At 46.0% G+C, this 20716-nt stretch carries 20 protein-coding genes; all 20 read left to right on the top strand.

Features of this window, described 5'->3' with window-relative positions:
- Positions 1-3: 3 nt before the first annotated feature.
- Positions 4-312, top strand: a complete 309-nt coding sequence (gene rnpM, locus ACYCS5_RS24825) for an RNase P modulator RnpM (protein ID WP_007430067.1) — start codon at positions 4-6, stop codon at positions 310-312.
- Complete coding sequence (locus tag ACYCS5_RS24830; protein WP_029517021.1) at positions 305-628, top strand: L7Ae/L30e/S12e/Gadd45 family ribosomal protein; 324 nt, start codon at positions 305-307, stop codon at positions 626-628. The genes rnpM and ACYCS5_RS24830 overlap by 8 nt, the downstream gene beginning before the upstream one ends.
- Positions 621-3176 (top strand): translation initiation factor IF-2, encoded by a 2556-nt coding sequence (gene infB, locus ACYCS5_RS24835; protein ID WP_029517022.1) that lies wholly within the window; start codon positions 621-623, stop codon positions 3174-3176. The genes ACYCS5_RS24830 and infB overlap by 8 nt, the downstream gene beginning before the upstream one ends.
- A gap of 20 nt (positions 3177-3196) precedes the next feature.
- Positions 3197-3547 (top strand): 30S ribosome-binding factor RbfA, encoded by a 351-nt coding sequence (gene rbfA, locus ACYCS5_RS24840; RefSeq protein WP_010346342.1) that lies wholly within the window; start codon positions 3197-3199, stop codon positions 3545-3547.
- A 51-nt stretch (positions 3548-3598) separates the two neighbouring features.
- Positions 3599-4576: a DHH family phosphoesterase gene (locus tag ACYCS5_RS24845; protein ID WP_165147565.1), complete on the top strand. Its 978-nt coding sequence runs from the start codon at positions 3599-3601 to the stop codon at positions 4574-4576.
- The gene (gene truB / locus ACYCS5_RS24850; protein WP_459760258.1) at positions 4573-5511 is read left to right on the top strand and encodes a tRNA pseudouridine(55) synthase TruB; all 939 of its coding nucleotides are present in this window, start codon (positions 4573-4575) and stop codon (positions 5509-5511) included. Before ACYCS5_RS24845 ends, truB begins: the two co-directional genes overlap by 4 nt.
- Before the next feature lie 169 nt (positions 5512-5680).
- Positions 5681-6619: a bifunctional riboflavin kinase/FAD synthetase gene (locus ACYCS5_RS24855; protein ID WP_459760259.1), complete on the top strand. Its 939-nt coding sequence runs from the start codon at positions 5681-5683 to the stop codon at positions 6617-6619.
- Between the two features lie 132 nt (positions 6620-6751).
- The gene (gene rpsO, locus ACYCS5_RS24860) at positions 6752-7021 is read left to right on the top strand and encodes a 30S ribosomal protein S15 (protein ID WP_007430074.1); all 270 of its coding nucleotides are present in this window, start codon (positions 6752-6754) and stop codon (positions 7019-7021) included.
- 214 nt (positions 7022-7235) lie between these two features.
- Positions 7236-9338 carry a polyribonucleotide nucleotidyltransferase gene (gene pnp / locus ACYCS5_RS24865; protein ID WP_039274655.1) on the top strand — a complete coding sequence of 701 codons (2103 nt, stop codon included), beginning with the start codon at positions 7236-7238 and terminating at the stop codon, positions 9336-9338.
- Between the two features lie 229 nt (positions 9339-9567).
- The gene (locus ACYCS5_RS24870) at positions 9568-10572 is read left to right on the top strand and encodes a polysaccharide deacetylase family protein (protein WP_459760260.1); all 1005 of its coding nucleotides are present in this window, start codon (positions 9568-9570) and stop codon (positions 10570-10572) included.
- Positions 10573-10638: 66 nt separating this feature from the next.
- Positions 10639-11904, top strand: a complete 1266-nt coding sequence (locus tag ACYCS5_RS24875; RefSeq protein ID WP_023988223.1) for a M16 family metallopeptidase — start codon at positions 10639-10641, stop codon at positions 11902-11904.
- Complete coding sequence (gene dut / locus ACYCS5_RS24880) at positions 11882-12328, top strand: dUTP diphosphatase (protein WP_459760261.1); 447 nt, start codon at positions 11882-11884, stop codon at positions 12326-12328. The genes ACYCS5_RS24875 and dut overlap by 23 nt, the downstream gene beginning before the upstream one ends.
- Positions 12329-12512: 184 nt before the next feature.
- Complete coding sequence (gene dpsA / locus ACYCS5_RS24885) at positions 12513-13412, top strand: dipicolinate synthase subunit DpsA (RefSeq protein ID WP_029517030.1); 900 nt, start codon at positions 12513-12515, stop codon at positions 13410-13412.
- Positions 13409-14002, top strand: a complete 594-nt coding sequence (locus ACYCS5_RS24890) for a dipicolinate synthase subunit B (RefSeq protein WP_029517031.1) — start codon at positions 13409-13411, stop codon at positions 14000-14002. Before dpsA ends, ACYCS5_RS24890 begins: the two co-directional genes overlap by 4 nt.
- A gap of 134 nt (positions 14003-14136) precedes the next feature.
- A complete protein-coding gene (locus ACYCS5_RS24895) occupies positions 14137-15174 on the top strand; it encodes an aspartate-semialdehyde dehydrogenase (RefSeq protein ID WP_013309939.1) in 1038 nt (345 codons plus the stop codon).
- Positions 15175-15197: 23 nt separating this feature from the next.
- Positions 15198-16415 carry an aspartate kinase gene (gene dapG / locus ACYCS5_RS24900; protein ID WP_069011410.1) on the top strand — a complete coding sequence of 406 codons (1218 nt, stop codon included), beginning with the start codon at positions 15198-15200 and terminating at the stop codon, positions 16413-16415.
- 39 nt (positions 16416-16454) lie between these two features.
- Positions 16455-17336: a 4-hydroxy-tetrahydrodipicolinate synthase gene (gene dapA, locus ACYCS5_RS24905; protein WP_029517033.1), complete on the top strand. Its 882-nt coding sequence runs from the start codon at positions 16455-16457 to the stop codon at positions 17334-17336.
- Positions 17337-17685: 349 nt separating this feature from the next.
- A complete protein-coding gene (locus ACYCS5_RS24910) occupies positions 17686-19365 on the top strand; it encodes a ribonuclease J (RefSeq protein ID WP_013309942.1) in 1680 nt (559 codons plus the stop codon).
- Between the two features lie 229 nt (positions 19366-19594).
- Positions 19595-20443, top strand: coding sequence for a ClpP family protease (locus ACYCS5_RS24915; protein WP_029517034.1), 849 nt, complete (start codon positions 19595-19597; stop codon positions 20441-20443).
- Positions 20440-20652, top strand: coding sequence for a YlzJ-like family protein (locus ACYCS5_RS24920; protein WP_023988229.1), 213 nt, complete (start codon positions 20440-20442; stop codon positions 20650-20652). Before ACYCS5_RS24915 ends, ACYCS5_RS24920 begins: the two co-directional genes overlap by 4 nt.
- Positions 20653-20716: the final 64 nt, after the last annotated feature.

Here is a 20716-nt window from a genome sequence, read left to right on the forward strand (position 1 = left end):
TGCATGAAACAGAGAAAGATACCTTTGCGCAAATGTGTGGCCTGTCATGAAATGATGCCAAAGAAGCAGTTGATCCGTGTCGTCAAAACCCCTGAAGACGAAGTGTTGATTGACTTGACTGGCAAAAAGTCGGGACGCGGCGCTTACTTGTGCGGCAAAGCCGCCTGCTTCAAGCTGGCTCAAAAGAGCAAGGCACTGGATCGAGCATTGAAGCACTCGGTTCATCCTGATATTTATGAGCAGCTAAGTCGTGATTTTGCTGCCGTCGAGGAAGAATTCCTGGCGGCACAAGGCAGCGTGCAGGATGAATAAGGCGCTGTCTGGATTGGGTCTTGCCATGAGAGCTGGCAAGCTGCTAACAGGTGATGAGATCGTTTATAAAGCGATCAGGTCTTCAGAAGCCAAGCTGGTCATTCTTGCGAAAGATGCTTCAATGAATACTCAAAAGAAATTCCGCGACAAATGCGGGACGTACAAAATCCCCTTAATGATAGGATTTGACCGGGAAAGCTTGGGAAGCAGTATCGGCAAGCCTGAACGGGTTGTGCTGGCTGTGACGGATCAAGGATTCGCGAAATTGATCAAGAAACATACGGGGATAATGTCGGAGGTGGAGTATATTGAGTAAACAAGAAAACAAAGACAAAGTGCGGGTATACGAATACGCCAAATCGTTGAACATGAGCAGCAAAGAAATTATCACCATTCTTAAACGGCTGGATATTCCCGTGAACAACCATATGAGCGTCATGGAACATGATGCCGTAGGTAAAGTGGAAAGTTTTTTTAAGAATATTAAATCCAATGCTGCGGCCAAGCAAGGCGAAGCAGGTACGGTGCAAGTAAGCTCGAATCAGGCCGGTTCAAGCCAGAATAGTAATCATTCAACTGAGCAAACCAAAAATCAACAGGAAAAGCAGGTAAGTATGAATAGGACAAACAACAACCAAAACAGTAACCGAAGCAGCGCTCCAAAAGCGCAAAGCAGTCAGCAGGGCGGTCAAAACCGCAGTCAACAAAGTACTAGCAGACCCACTGGTCAGCAAAGTACACAAAACCGCAGTAATGGTCAACAACAGGGAGGACAACAGCGTCCCGGCGGTAACACAGGTTCGCGTCCTCAAGGTAGCCAAAGCACTAACTCACGCCCTCAGGGAAGTAGTCAGGGTGGTACGGCTGTAAGAACATCATCCTCCACAGGTAGCAACAATGCGAACCGTAGTGGTGGCAACCGTACAGGCAGTAACTCCAACAACGGTGGTAACCGTTCCGGTCAAGGACGTTTTGACGATAACCGTCAAGGCGGCGGACGCGGTGGTAACGGTGGTCGTGGAGGCAATAATCGCGGTGGTAGTAATCGTGGCGGGAAATTTAACAATCGTGGTAAAGGTCAACAACAGGAACGTCGCGAGAAAATCGACAACACGCCAAAGAAAATTATTGTGCGTGGTGAGATGACCGTAGGCGAAACAGCCAAGCTTCTTCACAAGGATGCGTCAGAAGTCATCAAAAAGCTGATTATGCTCGGAACGATGGCGACCATTAACCAGGAACTGGATATGGATACTATCCTCTTGCTTGCCGGAGACTTTGGTGTCGAGGTAGAAGTGAAAATTCCGGTCGAAGAAGATCGTTTTGAAACGGTGGAAGAAAATGATGATCCTGCGGATCTGAAAACACGTCCACCCGTTGTAACGATTATGGGTCACGTCGATCATGGTAAAACAACTTTGCTGGATGCCATTCGCTCGACTAATGTAACTGGTGGCGAAGCTGGCGGTATTACACAGCATATTGGTGCATACCAAGTTGAAATTAACAGCAAAAAAATCACTTTCCTGGATACACCGGGTCACGAAGCCTTTACTGCTATGCGTGCACGTGGTGCTCAAGTGACAGATATGACGATTATCGTGGTTGCAGCTGACGACGGTGTTATGCCTCAGACGGTCGAAGCTATTAACCATGCGAAGGCGGCAGGTCTGCCAATTATCGTAGCTGTGAACAAGATCGACAAACCAGATGCCAACCCGGATAAAGTGAAGCAAGAACTCACTGAATATGAATTGGTACCTGAAGAGTGGGGCGGCGATACGATTTTCGTCAACGTTTCCGCGAAACAAAGAATGGGTCTGGAAGACCTGCTCGAAATGATTCTGCTCGTAGCTGAAGTGAATGAGTACAAAGCGAATCCGAACAAACGGGCACGTGGTACCATCATCGAGGCAGAACTGGATAAAGGCCGCGGTTCTGTGGCTCGTATCCTCGTTCAGAATGGTACACTGAAAGTTGGCGATGCTTTCGTAGCGGGTAACTGCTTCGGACGTGTGCGTGCCATGGTCAACGATAAAGGTCGTCGTCTTAAGGAAGCAGGTCCTTCCACTCCAGTTGAAATTACTGGTTTGACAGAAGTTCCACTTGCTGGCGATCCATTCATGGTGTTTGAGGATGAGCGGAAAGCACGCGCTATTGCTGACAGACGTGCGATCACACAACGCCAATCTGATCTGGGCAGTAATACACGCGTAACACTGGATGACCTGTTCCAACACATCAAGGATGGCGAAATGAAGGATCTGAACGTCATTATTAAAGGTGACGTGCAAGGTTCCGTCGAAGCGTTGAAAGGTTCCTTGAACAAGATTGAAGTCGAAGGTGTGCGCGTTAAAATTCTTCACAGTGGTGCAGGAGCAATCACCGAATCCGATATTATTTTGGCAGCAGCTTCCAATGCTATTGTCATTGGTTTTAATGTTCGTCCGGATAACCAGGCGAAATCTACAGCGGAAGCTGAAAAAGTGGACATTCGTCTACACCGTGTCATTTACAATGTCATTGAAGAAATAGAGCAAGCCATGAAGGGCATGCTGGATCCTGAATATAAAGAAAATGTGATTGGGCATGCTGAAGTACGTAACGTGTTCAAAGTTACTAAAGTCGGTACGATCGCTGGTTGTATGGTGACATCCGGTAAAATTACCCGTTCAGCAGAAGCACGCCTGATTCGTGATGGCATCGTCATTTTTGAAGGTAAAATCGACTCACTGAAACGCTTTAAGGACGACGCAAAAGAAGTTGCCCAAGGTTACGAATGCGGTATTACCCTTGATGGCTATAATGATGTTAAGGAACTCGACATTATTGAAGCGTTCGTCATGGAAACAGTGGAGCGCTAACGGCAGAGAGGTGAGCATCCATGGCTAAAATACGTACAGGTCGGGTTGGCGAGCAGATCAAGAAGGAGCTAAGCCAACTCATCCAAACTGAATTAAAAGACCCCCGCATCGGTTTTATCACGGTAACGGGTGTCGATCTTACAAATGATTTGTCCCAAGCGAAAATATACTTGAGCGTGCTCGGGGATGAAGAACAAAAAAATTCTTCCCTGAAAGCATTGGACAAAGCGAACGGTTATCTTCGTTCTGAACTCGGCAAACGGATACGGCTGCGCCATATTCCTGAGTTGATTTTCAAAATTGACGAATCTATTGCTTACGGCAGTCGAATTGAAAAACTGCTGAGTGATATCGACAAGGATGAAAAATAAAACTTTTAGTTTGTCTGAAGGAACCATGAACTGAATGTAAAGGAGAAGGCAATGCATACCTATGAACAGGCGCTTCAACAAGCGAAGGAATTTATTCTGGAGCATGATGATTACCTGATCGTATCGCATGTACAGCCGGACGGAGACGCAGTCAGCTCCACCGTAACGGTGGGCTGGCTTCTCTCATGTCTGGGGAAGAAATTTACCATGCTGAATGAGGGACCTATTCCCAAGCGCATGGATTTTTTATGGCATGCCGATGAGATTATGGATATGAGCCAGCAACCGCCAGAACGGAAATACAATCGGATCATTTGTGTAGATTGTGCGGATTACCGTCGTGTTGGTTTGACAGAGCAGTTTTTTACGGAGGATGCCATTATTCTGAATATTGATCATCATCCAACAAATGATGCTTATGGTACAGTTAATGTGATTAAGTCGGATGCTGCGGCAACAGCGGAAATTCTTTTTGATCTACTGGAAGAGTTTGCAGTAACATGGGACGTCGAAGTAGCAACGGCTGTATATACAGGGTTACTGACGGATACAGGAGGTTTCCGCTACTCCAACACTTCACCGAAAGTGATGTCTACGGTGTCAAAGCTACTTGCTTACGGTGTAGATGGTCCATCTTTGTCCGAGAAATTGCTCGAAGAGATGACCTTTCCACAAATGAAGGTGCTGACAAAAGCATTGCAAACGCTCACGATGTCGGAGGATGGAAAAGTCGCTTGGGTCGTTGTATCACCTGACGATATGACAGAATGTGGCGCTGTTAATGAGGACTTGGAAGGCATCGTGAATTACCCAAGAAATATTCGTGGTGTTGAGGTAGGCATTTTCTTTAAGGTTATTAATGATCAAGCGGTCAAGGCCAGCTTGAGATCGGCAGGGAATGTAGATGTAGCTGCGCTGGCTCAATCATTTGGAGGCGGTGGACATGTGCGTGCGGCTGGCTGTCGGCTAGAGGGTAAACTGGAAGATATCATTAAGACAGTTGTAGGGCGGGTGAAGTCTGAGCTATGAACTCGATGAAGAAGGAACAGGCAACTTGGGAAGGCGTTCTACCTGTCTATAAACCTGCTGGATTTACCTCTCATGATGTGGTGGCCAAGGCTCGCCGTTTATTAGGTATGAAGCGAATCGGACACACTGGAACGCTTGATCCGCAAGTAACCGGTGTTTTGCCCTTGTGTCTGGGACGTGCCACCCGTGTAGTGGAATACATGCAAGAGCGGCCCAAGGAATATTGGGCTACACTGCGATTAGGCATTGCCACGGATACCGAGGACCTGACTGGGGAAATTACGGCAGAAAGTGAACGTCCAGTAGAGGTGACGGAAGTGGAAGTCAAAGCGGTTCTGAAGCATTTTGTTGGTACGATCTCCCAAGTGCCTCCAATGTACTCCGCGCTAAAAGTGGACGGCAAACGTCTATACGAGCTGGCTCGAGAAGGCAAAACTGTTGAGCGCCAAAGCCGTGAAGTAAGCATTTATGAGTTGGAGATGACGGGATTCGCGGAGACGGAGGCGTATGTGGATATTTCTTTTCGTGCCTTATGCTCCAAAGGTACTTATATCCGTACACTATGTGTTGATATTGGCCGTGAATTAGGATATCCTTCTACGATGGTCAAGCTGGAGCGAACCATGTCTGCGGGAATTCCTGCGGAACGTTGTCTGACTTTCGAAGAGATAGAGCGTTTCGTAGCGGATGGCAGTCTTGGAGAGCGACTTATTACAACGGATCAGGCGATTGACTATATGCCTGAACATTTTGTGGCTGAAGCCAAGGTAACTGCGGCTCTGCAAGGCCAACGCCTGTCGCTGAATATGATTTCACCACCTGTGACGGACAACCAGCCCTTCCGTTTGTATAAAGAGGATAAAACGTTTTTAGGCATATTTGGACGGGATGAATCAGACGCGATTGCTCCCATTAAAGTTTTTTTAAGATTATAGAATTTATAGATTTTCAGGGGAGCTGAACAATTCTATAATCGCAAGAAAAACTTCCGCTAGGCGTGGTCTGGCTTCCGTGAATTACGTCGATAGACGTTTTTCTTACCTTGAATTGTGCTATAATTTTGACGAAGTTAGTCAAATGATGTGAAATGCAGGTGAATTAATAATGGTTACCGTATCGTTATCTTATCCATTGAGTGATGAGCTTTTGCAGCAATGGGGACGTACACAGGTCACGGCGATCGGTCAGTTTGATGGTCTTCATCTTGGACACGCAAGCGTGATACGCGAGGCCGTTGCGCTGGCTCGTGAACAGCAAATGCCGGTATCTGTCATGACATTTCACCCTCATCCGAAGGAAGTCATGAAAAAAGGCGATTATGAAGGTTATTTAACACCGCTTGCGGACAAGCAGACTATTCTGGCTGATATGGGTGTGGATGTACTTTATATTTTGAGTTTTAACGAAGAATTTTCCAAGGTCAGCCCTGAGGCGTTTATGAGCGACGTGCTGCTTCCATTGCAAATTCGAACAGCGGTAGTAGGCTTTGATTTTCGGTTTGGCCACCGGGGAGCAGGGCATGAGAATACACTTCGGACGCTGGGGGGAAAGCTGATGTCTGTGCACACCGTACCACCGTTCGAACTGGATGGGGACAAGGTGAGCAGCTCTGGAATTCGCCGTGCTTTACAGACTGGGGATCTAGCGCATGTCTCTCGCTGGTTGGGACGTCCTTATCGTATCCAGGGTACTGTAATGGATGGGGAGAAGCGTGGACGTACGATCGGTTTTCCGACCGCTAATCTCAAACTGAATGATACTTACGTGATTCCGATCAAGGGTGTATACGCTGTACGAGCACTAGTAGGTGATCGTTGGATAAACGGTGTAATGAATGTAGGGGTTAAGCCTACTTTCCATGAAGGTGTGCTGAATCCGTCGTTTGAGGTACATCTATTTGATTTTAATCAGCAAATTTATGGAGAGTCTGTACTTGTGGAGCTTCACCACTACATCCGTCCTGAACGCAAATTCTCTTCGGTGGATGAGCTGATCGACCAAATTGGCAATGACGCACAAACGGCTAAAAAGCTGTTAGGCTAATTTATTTACATAAGACAGGCGCTGTGTTATACTGACTTATGTTGTGTAAACAACGATGAACCTTAGCTTGGTTGTCCGCTTTCACCGGCGGCTACGAGGCTAATGGCGATTATAATGAAGGAGGTGAACAGGATGGCATTGACTCAAGAGCGTAAACAGCAATTGATCGAGGAGTACAAAACTCATGAATCCGATACAGGATCACCAGAGGTACAAATCGCTATCCTTACTGAAAACATCGTCAACTTGCAAAGTCACTTTCGTTCGCACAAGAAAGACCATCACTCCCGCCGCGGGTTGTTGAAAATGGTCGGTCAGCGTCGTAAACTTTTGGCTTACCTGAAGAAGACTGATGTTAAACGTTACAGTGCGTTGATCGAGCGTCTCGGACTGCGTCGTTAATTTTCAGACATGTAATGAGAAAAGAAGCCTGGTTGTTCACCGCTTGTCCCTGCTAAGGCGACGGCGGACAGCAGCCGGGTTCTTTTTTGAAATGAGGAATCTTTTTTTGAATTACATATCCTGGTTTGCCTGCGAGCTTCTTATGAATAAGATCTGCGCAGGAAATACTGAATATGTATAGAACTTTTACAATGAAATGAAATGGAGGGATACCATGGAGCAACGCGTAGAAATGCAGCTCGGCGGAAGAAAGCTGGTGCTGGAAACAGGACGTCTTGCGAAACAAGCCAATGCGGCAGTTAAAGTGAGCTACGGAGAAACAGTTGTGCTTTGTACCGTGACCGCTTCCCGTGAGCCGAAAGATTTGGATTTTTTTCCCCTGACCGTAAACTATGAGGAAAGATTGTATGCTGTGGGGAAAATTCCTGGCGGATTTATTAAACGTGAAGGACGTCCGAGTCAAAAAGCGATTTTGTCCAGCCGTTTGACTGACCGTCCAATTCGCCCATTGTTCCCGGAAGGTTTCCGGAATGATGTACAGGTGTTGAACCTGGTTATGAGTGTCGATCAGGATTGCGAACCTGAAATTGCAGCAATGATCGGAACCTCGGCAGCACTTAGCATTTCGGATGTACCTTTTAATGGGCCAATCGGTGGAGTCGCTGTAGGACGTGTAGACGGACAATTTGTGATTAACCCGGATATTGCACAGCAGAATGCAAGCGACATGTACCTGGTTGTAGCCGGAACGAAAGATGCCATCATGATGGTAGAAGCCGAAGGCAATGAGATTCCAGAGGAAGTTATGCTGGAAGCCATTATGTTCGGTCATGATGAGATTAAGAACATTGTGGCAGTCATTGAACAATTGGTGCAAGTAGCAGGTAAAGAGAAAATGCAGGTTAAACTGCATGCTGTTGATGAAAAAGTGAACAGTGAAGTACGTGCTTATGCAGCTGAACGTTTAATGGAAGCTGTTAAAATTGCAGAAAAACATGCCCGTCAAGAGGCGATTGATGCAGTCAACGAAGAGACAGTTGCCCATTTTGAAGCACAATACATAGAGACACCAGAGCTTTTGAGCGACGTGAGCGAAGTTCTCTATGATATCGTCAAGGAAGAAGTACGTCGTCTGATCACGCATGATAAAGTGCGTCCTGATGGTCGTAAGCTTGACGAAATTCGTCCGATTGAAAGCGACACTAGCATCTTGCCGCGTACTCATGGTTCGGGCTTATTTACACGCGGTCAAACGCAAGCACTTAGCATTTGTACACTTGGTGCATTGGGTGATGTGCAAATTTTGGACGGTATTGATCTGGAAGAAACAAAACGCTTTATGCATCATTACAATTTCCCGCCATTCAGCGTAGGGGAGGCTCGTCCTTTGCGTGCGCCAGGTCGTCGTGAAATCGGACATGGTGCTCTTGGTGAACGTGCGCTTTCCAAAGTAATTCCTTCCGAAACTGAATTTCCATACACCATCCGTCTGGTTTCCGAGGTACTGGAATCGAATGGTTCGACTTCACAAGCTAGTATTTGTGCAAGTACACTGGCTATGATGGATGCAGGTGTACCAATTAAAGCTCCGGTTGCAGGTGTAGCGATGGGATTGATCAAGGATGGAGATCATGTCTCCGTATTGACTGATATCCAAGGTATGGAAGATCACCTGGGCGATATGGACTTTAAAGTTGCTGGTACTGCGGAAGGCGTAACTGCCATTCAAATGGATATTAAAATTAACGGTATTGACCGCCAGATTTTACAGGATGCGCTCAAGCAAGCTAAAGAAGGACGCTTGTTCATTCTTAGCAAAATGATGGAAGCGATCCAGAAGCCACGTGAGCAGTTGTCTCCGTATGCTCCAAAAATTATGACGATGCACATTAACCCGGACAAAATCCGTGATGTTATTGGAGCTGGTGGTAAAATCATCAACAAAATCATCGAAGAAACCGGCGTGAAAATCGATATTGAACAAGATGGTCGTGTGTTCATCGCTTCCACAAATCAAGAGATGAATGAAAAAGCACGTTCCATTATTGAGGGTATCGTAAAGGAAGTCGTGGTCGGTGAGATTTACATCGGTACAGTAAAACGGATTGAGAAATTCGGTGCATTTGTTGAAATTTTACCAGGTAAAGATGGTCTGGTTCATATTTCTCAACTGTCTACTGAGCGAGTAGCCAAAGTTGAAGATGTAATTGCTATTGGGGATACAATTACGGTGAAAGTAACCGAAATTGATCAACAAGGTCGTGTCAATCTGTCCCGTAAGGCTGTTCTGACAGCAGAAGCACCTGCAAAATCCTAGGACCTGCATGTTGCAGACTAGAAAGACAGGAGTCGCTTTTCGTATTAACAGTACAAGGGATTTGAATAGCATTGTTTAAGCTTTTGGAAAGAGGCAGAGCTACGTTTCTGGCTCTTTTTTCATACATATGCACAAGCTGCGCCAAAGTGGGCTTTTAGAGGCTACTGCGTCATAGTTCTTGTCCTCTCCGCATACAATGTGGACAAACGGGCGGGGGGATGAAGGAATTATGAGTAGGGCAAAACGAGCAGTGTGGGTGGTAGCCAGTTTAGCCATCACACTGGTAGTCGGACAGTTTAGCGGGGTTCGTGACTTCGCTGATCAATTAAGCAATGGAGACGTTACAGGAGTTGGGGAGCCTAAAGTTGAAACAACGATGGCGATGGCGGCTTTACCCGATAATGCGCTTATGCAGCGACTAAGAACAGAAGCAGCCCGTCAGCGGCGGGAGCCAGTTGATGCCAAGATCGACAGGGTATGGAAGGCTATTCCAGGCTATAACGGGCTGGAGGTGGATTTGGATGCTACCTATCGCAAAGCGATTGCATCTCCGGATCGACCCATTCAATATGTATATCGGCAATTGGCACCTAAAATACATTTAAATCAGCTTGGTAATGTTCCAATTTACAGGGGGAACCCCGAAAAGCCGATGGTATCCCTCATGATCAATGTAGCATGGGGGAATGAATTTATCCTGCCGATACTGAACACGCTGGATCAGGAAAAGGTCAAGGCTACATTTTTTCTTGATGGAAGTTGGTTGAAAAAAAATCCAGATCTCGCCAAGGAGATCCAAAAAAGAGGGCATGAGCTTTCAAATCATGCTTACTCTCATCCGAATATGAGCCGTCTGAGTCGGGCCAGAGCCACACAAGAAATTGAAAAGACTCAAGTACTTCTCCAAGAAACTTTGGGTATCAAAAATTACTGGTTTGCCCCTCCTTCGGGTGATTTTAATCAGCAAACGGTGGATATAGCAGCAGAAAGTGGGCTCAAAACAGTGTTGTGGACATTGGACACAGTAGATTGGAGACATCCGTCACCAGAATCGGTGATTAACAAAATCAGTAGTAAGGTAGAATCAGGCTCCCTGATATTAATGCACCCAACAGATTCCTCAGCGGCTGCTCTCAAAGGCATGATCCATACCATTCGTAGTAAGGGACTTATGCTCGGAACTGTCAGTCAGACGCTTTCCCCTGATCGGCAACTACCTGTTCCGGTTGAGTGAACGTCTTTTTTCTGTTAGGATTGAACATTATGGCTAAGTATGCAATTCAGTTTAGGAGGGCCAATCGTGGAAAGAATTCAACTCAAAAACGGCCTAAGAGTGGTCATTGAAAAAATTCCAACCGTGCGTTCAGTTTCTTTCGGCATCTGGGTTAAAACTGGCTCCCGGAATGAAACGCCGGACAATAGCGGTATCTCTCATTTTATCGAACACATGCTTTTCAAAGGAACAGAGCGTTTTAACGCTAAGGAAATCGCTGAGCAATTCGATGCCATCGGAGGAAATGTTAATGCTTTTACTTCGAAGGAATATACATGCTATTATGCCAAAGTGTTGGATGAGCATCTACCGATCGCAGTTGATGTGCTGTCTGATATGTTTTTTAATTCCAAACTAGATCAGGAAGAATTGGCAAAAGAGAAGAATGTGATTTTGGAGGAAATCTCCATGTATGAGGATACACCGGATGATATGGTGCATGATCTTGTATCTCGCGCCGCCTATGGTGAACATCCACTGGCTTATCCTATTCTCGGAACCGAAGATCACCTGCTTGCTATGGATAGCTCACATCTCAGCCATTACATGAGGGAACATTATACAATCGACAATACGGTTATCAGTGTGGCTGGTAATGTTGACGATCGCTTGGTAGAATTGTTGGAGCGACATTTTGGACATTTTGACAATCATGGAACTGTTTCGCCGCTGACAGTACCTGCGTTTAACGGTGAACTGTTGTATCATGAGAAAGCAACGGAGCAAAATCATATTTGTTTATCCCTACCTGGATTTGCAACGGGTGACGAACTCCAGTATGCTATGGTTTTGCTGAATAACGCGATCGGCGGCGGCATGAGTTCACGTTTGTTTCAAGAAATTCGGGAAAAGCGTGGGCTTGCTTATTCGGTCTATTCCTATCATAGCTCCCATGCGGACAGTGGCATGTTCACGATCTATGCAGGTACGGCTCCTAAACAAACAAAGGACGTGCTGGATTTGACGTTGGAGCTTTTACGAGATGTGGCTGTCAACGGTTTAGACGCTAATGAGCTTCGTAAAGGTAAAGAGCAATTAAAAGGAAGTTTGATTTTAAGCCTTGAAAGTACAGGTAGCCGGATGAATCGGCTTGGAAAAAATGAATTAATGCTTGGTCAGCATTATACGCTGGATCAAATGATCGAACATATCGAGCAAGTGACGGCGAATGATGTGAACAAAGTGCTGGATCGGATGTTCTCGGAGCCGTTTGCCCTGTCGATGGTGGGAGCGAGTGATTCAGCGGTAAAGGATATGAGGAGGGACTATTTTGTTAACTTACGTGGAAATTAACAGACTCGCGGGCAATGAAGATATTGAGCTGCCCCGCAAGATGTCAGAGCTTGCATCAGGGTTTGACTTGTATGCAGCAATACAGGAAAATCTGGTACTGGAACCCGGCAAACGTTGCCTCGTTCCAACCGGATTTGCAATAGCTATGCCGGCGGGATTGGAGGCACAGATCCGTCCGCGAAGTGGACTGGCTCTTAAGCATGGTATTACTTGTCTCAATACACCGGGAACAATTGATGCGGATTATCGTGGGGAGATTAAGGTACTTCTTATTAATTTGGGCGACGAATCATTCACGATTACGCGCAATGAGCGAATTGCACAAATGGTATTTCAAGTTGTACCTGAGGTAGAGCTGAAACAAGTAGACCAATTATCTGAAACAGTGCGTGGTGCTGGAGGCTTTGGTCATACAGGACGCTGAGGCAATGGTTGGTTTAAAATGACGAATATCTATTTTGTAAAAGCTTCGTATTTACTTGCTTAAGAGTATGTATGCATTTAAAGGTCGACTCATAAAGAGGCGGCTTTTTTTTGTGTTTTTTCACCCCTTTCCGGGCACTCGCATAGACTAAAAGCATATCGTGTCTCGGAAAGGAGTGATCCGGATGCTAACAGGAATACGCGTCGTTGTTTTGGGTGGCGATGCTAGGCAGCTTGAGGTAATCCGTAAATGTGTGGACATGGATGCTACCGTCAGTGTGGTCGGTTTTGACAAGCTTGAAGTACCACTCAAAGGAGTGACACTAGAACCACTGTCTGTCAAGCTGCTGGAATCGTCAGATGCATTGATTTTGCCGGTGGTGGGATGCGATGAGGAAGGCAACGTAAATGCACTTTTCGGAGCACAGAAGCTTCAGTTCCTGAATGAGCATGCTGCTGCTCTTCCACCTCATTGTATTGTATATACAGGAATGGCGCGGACGTACTTAAAAGAAATTTGTACCAGACATGAGTTAAAGCTGGTAGAGCTGCTGGAGAGAGATGATGTGGCCATATACAACTCTATACCTACGGCCGAAGGCGCACTGATGATGGCCATTCAGCATACTGATTTTACGATTCACGGTGCAGATTGTATGGTTCTAGGCATGGGACGGACTGGATTTACCATGGCAAGGGCACTACAGGGATTGGGAGCTAGAGTGAAGGTTGGAGTACGGCGGGCAGAGGATGCAGCGAGAGCCGTGGAAATGGGTTGGAAGCCTTTTATGACAAGGGATTTAGCGCATGAGACAAAGGGAGTTGACTTGATTTTTAATACGATACCCTCTATGATTATCACAGCGCAAATCCTGTCTAAATTGCCATTGAGCACCGTGATTATAGATCTTGCTTCCGCCCCGGGCGGATGTGATTTCCGTTATGCGGAAAAGCGTGGAATCAAGGCTATGCTTGCCCCTGGTCTTCCCGGTATTGTTGCTCCCAAAACTGCTGGTGCCATTATAGCGAATACGCTGGTGCAGTTGTTAATGGAAGATAATCCTGATCGGGGGGATGCACAATGAGTTGGCAAGGGAAAACAGTAGGTTATGCAATTACAGGCTCACATTGCACATTTGAAGAGGTAATGCCTGTTATACAGCGCTTTGTTGATGAGGGTGCAAAGGTCGTCCCTATTATATCCAATACAGTGCTAACAACGGATACTCGCTTTGGTACTTCGCAAAGTTGGCAAAAACAGTTGAAAGATATAACAGGGAATGATATCATTTCTACAATTGTGGAGGCTGAGCCACTGGGTCCCTCCCAAATACTCGATGTGCTGGTGATTGCACCTTTGACGGGGAATTCGATGAGTAAGTTAGCGAATGCGATGACAGACAGTCCGGTTTTGATGGCTGCCAAGGCGCAATTGCGCAACGGCCGTCCACTTCTTTTAGCCATATCTACTAATGATGGACTGGGCCTAAATGCTGCCAATATCGCCAAATTACTCGTAGCCAAAAATATCTTTTTTGTACCGTTCGGACAGGACAATCCAGTTAAAAAGCCGAACTCGCTTGTAGCTAACATGGAGTTGATTCCGGAGGCTGCTTATGAAGCATTGCAGGGCAAACAGCTTCAGCCGATGATTGTGGAACGCAAGACCCCATGAAGTATTATAGTTAACTGCTGAGCATCCCTCGCCTAGAAGATGATTCGATATTGTATCGGGTCTAATTTCTTGTTGGCGGTGGATGCTTTCAGAATAAAAAATGGTTTTTTAGTCGAGAAGGGGAGATATACCAGATGAGCAATAGAAAGTTTAATGTAGCTGTCGTTGGAGCGACAGGCGCTGTAGGAGAACAGATCGTAAATCTGCTGGAAAAACGGGATTTTCCTGTGGACAAAATCAAATTTCTTTCTTCGCCTCGTTCTGCCGGCACGTTAATTAGCTTTAAAGGTCAGCAAATTCCAGTAGAGATTGCTACCCCCGACAGCTTTGAGGGAATCGACATTGCTTTGTTTAGTGCAGGTGGAGACGTAAGTAAGGAATTGGCGCCGCATGCTGTTCGTCATGGGGCAGTTTGCATTGATAACACCAATGCATTCCGAATGGATCCGACAGCTCCTCTTGTAGTGCCTGAGGTGAACAGCGACAAAATTGCTGAGCATCAAGGCATTATTGCGAACCCGAACTGCTCCACCATTCAGATGGTAGCTGCTTTGAAACCATTATATGATCAGTATGGCATTTCTCGTATCATAGTATCCACATACCAGGCCGTTTCCGGGGCTGGAAGCCGAGCTATTGATGAATTGAATCGTCAAAGCGCAGCGATTCTTAACGGTGATGAAGTTCAGCCTGATCTGTTGCCAGTAGGCTCGTTGCCAGTAAAACATCAGATTGCTTTCAATGCTATTCCGCAAATTGATAAATTCCAGGACAATGGTTATACACTGGAAGAAATGAAAATGGTACGTGAAACGAAAAAAATACTGGGTGACGAATCTGTGGACGTAACAGCAACGTGTGTACGTATTCCTGTTGTATATGGTCACTCGGAATCTGTATATGTAGAACTTAAAAAAGATTATGATTTAGAAGAAATCCGTAATTTGCTGGCTTCAGCACCGGGAGTAACACTAGTGGACGATCCTGCTGCTCAGCTTTATCCACTGGCATCTGAAGCTGCAGGAAAACCTGACGTATTTGTGGGGCGTGTACGCCGTGATTTGGGCAATAGCCGTGGATTGAATTTGTGGGTCGTATCCGACAATCTACTCAAAGGAGCGGCATGGAACGCGGTGCAAATCGCGGAAATTATTGCTGCAAACGCGGAGTAACGTTCCAATATGGGGGAAAAATAATGGGTATTTTGGTGCAAAAATTTGGAGGAACCTCGCTTTCCACACCTGAAGCACGTAAACTTGTGTTGGCACATGTGAAGAGGGAGCTGGAACAAAATCTTCAATTGGTTGTTGTTGTGTCGGCCATGGGGAGAAAAGGAGAGCCTTATGCCACCGACACGCTGCTGGATTGGGCGGTGTCTAACGGCGATAGTCTGCCAAAGCGCGAACGGGATTTATTGCTGTGCTGTGGTGAAATTATTTCTGCTGCTACATTATGCAGCCTGATGGAGAAGGAAGGTATTCCTGCTACAGTGCTAACTGGGGCACAGGCGGGCTTTATTACGGATGATCAATACGGCAATGCTCGTATTTTGGATATAAAGCCAGACCGTGTTGTTGAAGAGTTGAACCAAGGCAGAGTTGTCATTGTGACAGGTTTTCAGGGACAAACAGCAGACGGTGATATGACTACCTTGGGTCGGGGAGGCAGCGATACGTCAGCTACTGCTCTAGGTGCTGCTCTACATGCGGATATGGTTGATATTTATACGGATGTGAATGGTATATTGACCGCCGATCCGCGCATTGTGGAAAACGCAAAGCCGCTTACACATGTTAGCTATACGGAGATTTGTAATATGGCTCATCAGGGAGCAAAGGTTATCCATCCTCGTGCTGTTGAAATCGCCATGCAGGCTAATATCCCGGTCCGTGTTCGCTCTACCTTCTCCGAAGGAGAAGGTACGTTAGTTACCCATCCGGAAGGCTTTAAAGACGTGCAGGCAGACATCGTAGACCGTTTCGTGACCGGTATTGCGTATGTTGGCAATGTCACTCAGATTAATGTTGAATTAAAGCCGGGTATGGAGCACTTGCAATTACAAGTGTTCAAATCTATGGCTGAACATGGAATCAGCGTTGATTTTATTAATGTAACGCCATCGGGGGCAGTTTATACTGTGTTCGATTATGATGGAAGCAAAGCGGTTGAAGTATTGAACGGGTTGGGTCTAGAACCTAAGATACTGGCCGGATGTGCTAAAGTTTCTGTCATAGGCGGTGGTATCAACGGGGTACCGGGCATTATGGCGACGATTGTGGAGGCATTGGCAGAATCAGACGTACAGATCCTTCAATCCGCAGATTCCAACACGACGATCTGGGTACTTGTTAAAAAAGAAGATATGGTGCAGGCTGTACGCGCATTGCATAATAAATTTGAACTCCATCAATAGGTGCATGGTCCGTGCTCGGATTTGCAAAAAGGAGGCAGCATGGTGAACTTCGGCAGATTGATTACCGCGATGGTGACACCTTTTGATCAGCAAGGAGAGATTGACTGGACTGCATTGTCCTCGTTGATTGATTATTTAATAGAAGAACAGCATTCAGAGTCACTTGTTGTATCTGGAACAACAGGAGAGTCTCCTACCCTGAGCGATGATGAGAAAATCAAGTTGTTTGCTTTTGTTGTAGAAAAAGCAGCTGGACGATGTAAAATTATTGCCGGGACTGGCAGCAACAATACGCGTCACTCCATTCATCTTACCCGTGCCGCGGAGCAGGCAGGAGCAGATGGTGTTCTACTGGTAGTGCCATATTATAATAAACCGAATCAGGAAGGGATGTATCAGCATTTCGAAAGTATTGCAAACTCCACATCCCTTCCAGCTATACTGTATAATGTTCCAAGCCGTACTGGAGCGAGTCTAACAGCTGAAACAACGCTGCGTCTTGCACAAATTCCAAATATTGTGGGAACCAAAGAATGTGCATCACTTGCGCAGGTTACACAGATTGCAGCGGCAGCGCCAGAGGGTTTTTTGGTTTATTCCGGGGATGATGCTTCTGGGTTGCCTGCTATGGCTGTAGGTGCTTATGGTATTATCAGCGTAGCGAGCCATGTGGTAGGTGCTGAAATGAAGCAGATGATCGATTCACTTGTAGGAGGACACTCGCAGGAGGCAGCAAAGTTGCATCAGCAGTTGTTCCCGATTTTCAAGGGTTTGTTTGGCTGTCCTCATCCTCTGCCTAATCCAGTGGCAGTAAAATATGCATTGGAATTACGAGGGATTAGGGTTGGTTCGGTTCGGTTGCCGCTCATTCCTCCAACTGAGGATGAGGCGGAATTTATTAAGAAATTATTTACCCGCTAAAGACAAATAGGAATGTAGGATATTAATTAATACTAAGGAGTAACCTTGTTAAGGGCAGTCGGTAGGTACAAAACCGATAGAGTTTATTGTCTGACAAGGTCCTCCAGCATGAAGGACGTTCTTATAGGACGTCCTTTTTGCTGTGCTTTTAACCATGCATATAGATAAAATGACAGATACTAATGGTTTGAGACGGCAATGGGAAACCTAGCGTAACGAACAGGATGACTTGTTTTTTCGTATTTTAATCATGTATAATGGGGTCAAGTGACTGGGTGCGGTATTTTTTTGAAAATTAAATAACAAATCAAGGTACGACGTCCAACTACCATAGGAGGTTTAGATTCATTTGTCTAAAAAAACAAACAACGATAAATTGATGATTTTCGCTTTGGGCGGCGTCGGTGAAATCGGGAAAAATATGTATGTCGTTCAATACGGCAATGACATTGTCGTGGTGGATTCCGGTCTGAAATTCCCGGAAGAGGACATGCTGGGCATTGATATCGTTATTCCTGATATTTCCTACCTTACAGAGAACCGCGACAAAGTAAGAGGCATTGTGCTGACTCATGGTCACGAGGACCATATCGGCGGTTTGCCTTACGTGTTGAAACATTTGAATGTACCAGTATATGGTACCAAATTGACGCTGGGATTGGTGGAAAACAAGCTGAAGGAAGCGAATCTGCTTGGTGAAACCAAACGTATTTTGATCAATGCTGATTCCGAAATCAAGCTGGGTTCCACACTAAAAGCAACCTTCTTCAGAACCAACCATAGTATTCCAGATTCTGTAGGTGTATGTATTGATACTCCTGAAGGCGCTGTTGTTCATACAGGTGACTTCAAATTTGACCATACTCCGGTGAACGGACAATATGCAGATTTGCAGCGTATGGCTGAAATTGGCACACGTGGCGTACTGGCTCTTTTGTCAGACAGTACGAATGCCGAGAAACCGGGCTTTACACCTTCGGAAAAGAGCGTTGGTATTGTGCTGGAAGACATTTTCCGCAAGTCGAGACAGCGTGTGGTCGTAGCCACTTTTGCTTCTAACGTACATCGTATTCAGCAGGTAATTAATGCTGCTGAAGCAACGGGACGTAAAGTAACAGTTATTGGTCGAAGCATGGTTAATGTCGTAGGCATTGCTTCGGACTTGGGCTATTTGGAAATTCCGGATGGAATGCTGATTGAGCCTGAAGAAGTTGGCAAAATGTCAGCGGACCGTGTAGTTATTCTCTGCACAGGCAGTCAGGGCGAACCGATGTCCGCTTTGACAAGAATGGCTCGTTCCACACATCGAAAGGTTGACATTCTTCCAGGGGATTCAGTCATCATTGCAGCTACTCCGGTACCGGGTAATGAAAAATACGTTGGACGCACAATTGATGAACTGTTCCGTCTGGGTGCCAATGTATATTACAGCGCAGCTAATCCAGGTATTCACGTTTCTGGACACGGAAGCCAGGAAGAACTTAAGCTGATGCTGAATCTGATGAAACCAAAGTTCTTCTTGCCAATTCATGGTGAGTTCAGAATGCAACGTCGTCACGCCCTTCTTGCTGAAGGCGTAGGTATTGAGCCTGAAAATATCTTCATCACGGATATCGGTGAAGTCATTGAAATTCAGAATGGCGGAGCACGCAGAGCTGGTAAAGTTACAGCAGGTAACGTACTGATCGATGGACTAGGCGTAGGGGATGTAGGAAATATCGTATTGCGCGACCGTAAATTGCTGTCACAGGACGGTATTTTGGTGGTGGTTGTCACGCTGAGCAAGCAAGACGGAACGATTAAATCGGGTCCAGATATCATTTCCCGCGGTTTCGTTTATGTCCGTGAATCGGAAGGTTTGCTTGATGAAGCGAATCGTATTGTCTCAAGTACACTGCATAAGCTCATGAGTGAAAATGTAAATGAATGGGCTTCCCTCAAGACAAATGTCAAGGATGCACTGGGTCGCTTCTTGTATGAGCAAACTCGTCGCAGACCGATGATCCTGCCAATTATAATGGAAGTGTGATTCAATTGAAATTTGTTCAAAAACCTGAATTAAAAACTTAAGTCACAGGCACACAGTCGCCTCTCTTCCCGCAGGAAATATTGGACGGTTTCCGCGGAAGGAGAGGCTTTTTTGATTTTTCGGGGTAAGGAAAAGCATGGGGGTAGGTATAAAATATTCCATTTACATCCCATACTATAGGGTGACTACGGGTCATATAGATGCGTAAAGCGAAAGGAAGATCACCCATATGGAACAATACAGCAATCTATCATCTGGCAACGAGGAAACGGAAACGCCAGATCAACCAGAAATTGGGCAAAGACCCGCGTTACCTGCTATGGAGGCTTTGCAGCAACTGGGTCAAACCTCCATGCCTGGAGGCGAGTCCAATATTTTTTGCATGACGATTATCGGTCAGATTGAAGGGCATCTCATTTTACCGCCTCAAAACAAAACGACAAAATATGAGCACATTATTCCCCAACTGGTAGCGGCAGAACAAAATCCTCGTATCGAAGGATTAATGATTTTGCTGAATACAGTTGGTGGTGATGTAGAGGCAGGACTGGCTATTGCTGAAATGATCGCATCGATGAGTAAACCAACGGTGACCATTGTGATAGGCGGGGGGCATAGCATCGGTGTGCCGATTGCTGTGTCTTCCACTTATTCCTACATTGCGGAGAGTGCGACGATGACCATTCATCCTATTCGTATGAGCGGCCTGGTCATTGGAGTCCCACAGACTTTTGAATATATGGAAAAAATGCAGGAACGTGTCGTACGCTTTGTCGTTTCTCATTCTCGTATTACAGAAGAGCAGTTTAAGGAATTGATGTTTAAAACCGGTGAGTTAAACCGCGATATTGGTACAGCGGTTGGGGGAGCCGATGCAGTGAAGTATGGATTGATGGACGCGGTTGGAGGGATCGGAGAGGCTTTAAAACAGCTGAACACCATTATTGAAACGCGGCGTCAGCAAAACGGGAACGCTGGGATCCAACAGCAGGCTCCGTATGCTCCTTTTATTCCCAGTGCCACAGGAACTCCTACAGAGACACTGTCAGGGGAGCATAGCGGGGAGCTATCTCAATGACATTATATACTGTAATGCCAATGGAAATGGTGTGGCAAGGGATGTGGAAAGAGGCTGAGGAGCTTGCAGAGGTTCGAGTAGACGGTCTACTTATGCAGGTACAGCCGCTTGAAAGTCGTCGGGGGATCATTGTACGGTTGTTGGACTGCCCGCTGGAAGCCTACCTGAATCCGCGTTATGGACCCGGTCAAGTCATCGAATGGTCGTAAAAGGTGTCGAATAGTATAGAAATCGGTCATTTACTGCTGAAAAAGAACATATGTGCGGATACCG

The sequence above is a fragment of the Paenibacillus sp. SEL3 genome, from assembly GCF_054602585.1.

Bases quoted from the DNA above. Each gene is read 5' to 3' on its own strand.
- rnpM (WP_007430067.1), top strand. From the start codon at position 4: ATGAAACAGAGAAAGATACCTTTGCGCAAATGTGTGGCCTGTCATGAA.
- ACYCS5_RS24830 (WP_029517021.1), top strand. From the start codon at position 305: ATGAATAAGGCGCTGTCTGGATTGGGTCTTGCCATGAGAGCTGGCAAG.
- rbfA (WP_010346342.1), top strand. From the start codon at position 3,197: ATGGCTAAAATACGTACAGGTCGGGTTGGCGAGCAGATCAAGAAGGAG.
- ACYCS5_RS24845 (WP_165147565.1), top strand. From the start codon at position 3,599: ATGCATACCTATGAACAGGCGCTTCAACAAGCGAAGGAATTTATTCTG.
- truB (WP_459760258.1), top strand. From the start codon at position 4,573: ATGAACTCGATGAAGAAGGAACAGGCAACTTGGGAAGGCGTTCTACCT.
- ACYCS5_RS24855 (WP_459760259.1), top strand. From the start codon at position 5,681: ATGGTTACCGTATCGTTATCTTATCCATTGAGTGATGAGCTTTTGCAG.
- rpsO (WP_007430074.1), top strand. From the start codon at position 6,752: ATGGCATTGACTCAAGAGCGTAAACAGCAATTGATCGAGGAGTACAAA.
- pnp (WP_039274655.1), top strand. From the start codon at position 7,236: ATGGAGCAACGCGTAGAAATGCAGCTCGGCGGAAGAAAGCTGGTGCTG.
- ACYCS5_RS24870 (WP_459760260.1), top strand. From the start codon at position 9,568: ATGAGTAGGGCAAAACGAGCAGTGTGGGTGGTAGCCAGTTTAGCCATC.
- dpsA (WP_029517030.1), top strand. From the start codon at position 12,513: ATGCTAACAGGAATACGCGTCGTTGTTTTGGGTGGCGATGCTAGGCAG.
- ACYCS5_RS24890 (WP_029517031.1), top strand. From the start codon at position 13,409: ATGAGTTGGCAAGGGAAAACAGTAGGTTATGCAATTACAGGCTCACAT.
- ACYCS5_RS24895 (WP_013309939.1), top strand. From the start codon at position 14,137: ATGAGCAATAGAAAGTTTAATGTAGCTGTCGTTGGAGCGACAGGCGCT.
- dapG (WP_069011410.1), top strand. From the start codon at position 15,198: ATGGGTATTTTGGTGCAAAAATTTGGAGGAACCTCGCTTTCCACACCT.
- dapA (WP_029517033.1), top strand. From the start codon at position 16,455: ATGGTGAACTTCGGCAGATTGATTACCGCGATGGTGACACCTTTTGAT.
- ACYCS5_RS24915 (WP_029517034.1), top strand. From the start codon at position 19,595: ATGGAACAATACAGCAATCTATCATCTGGCAACGAGGAAACGGAAACG.
- ACYCS5_RS24920 (WP_023988229.1), top strand. From the start codon at position 20,440: ATGACATTATATACTGTAATGCCAATGGAAATGGTGTGGCAAGGGATG.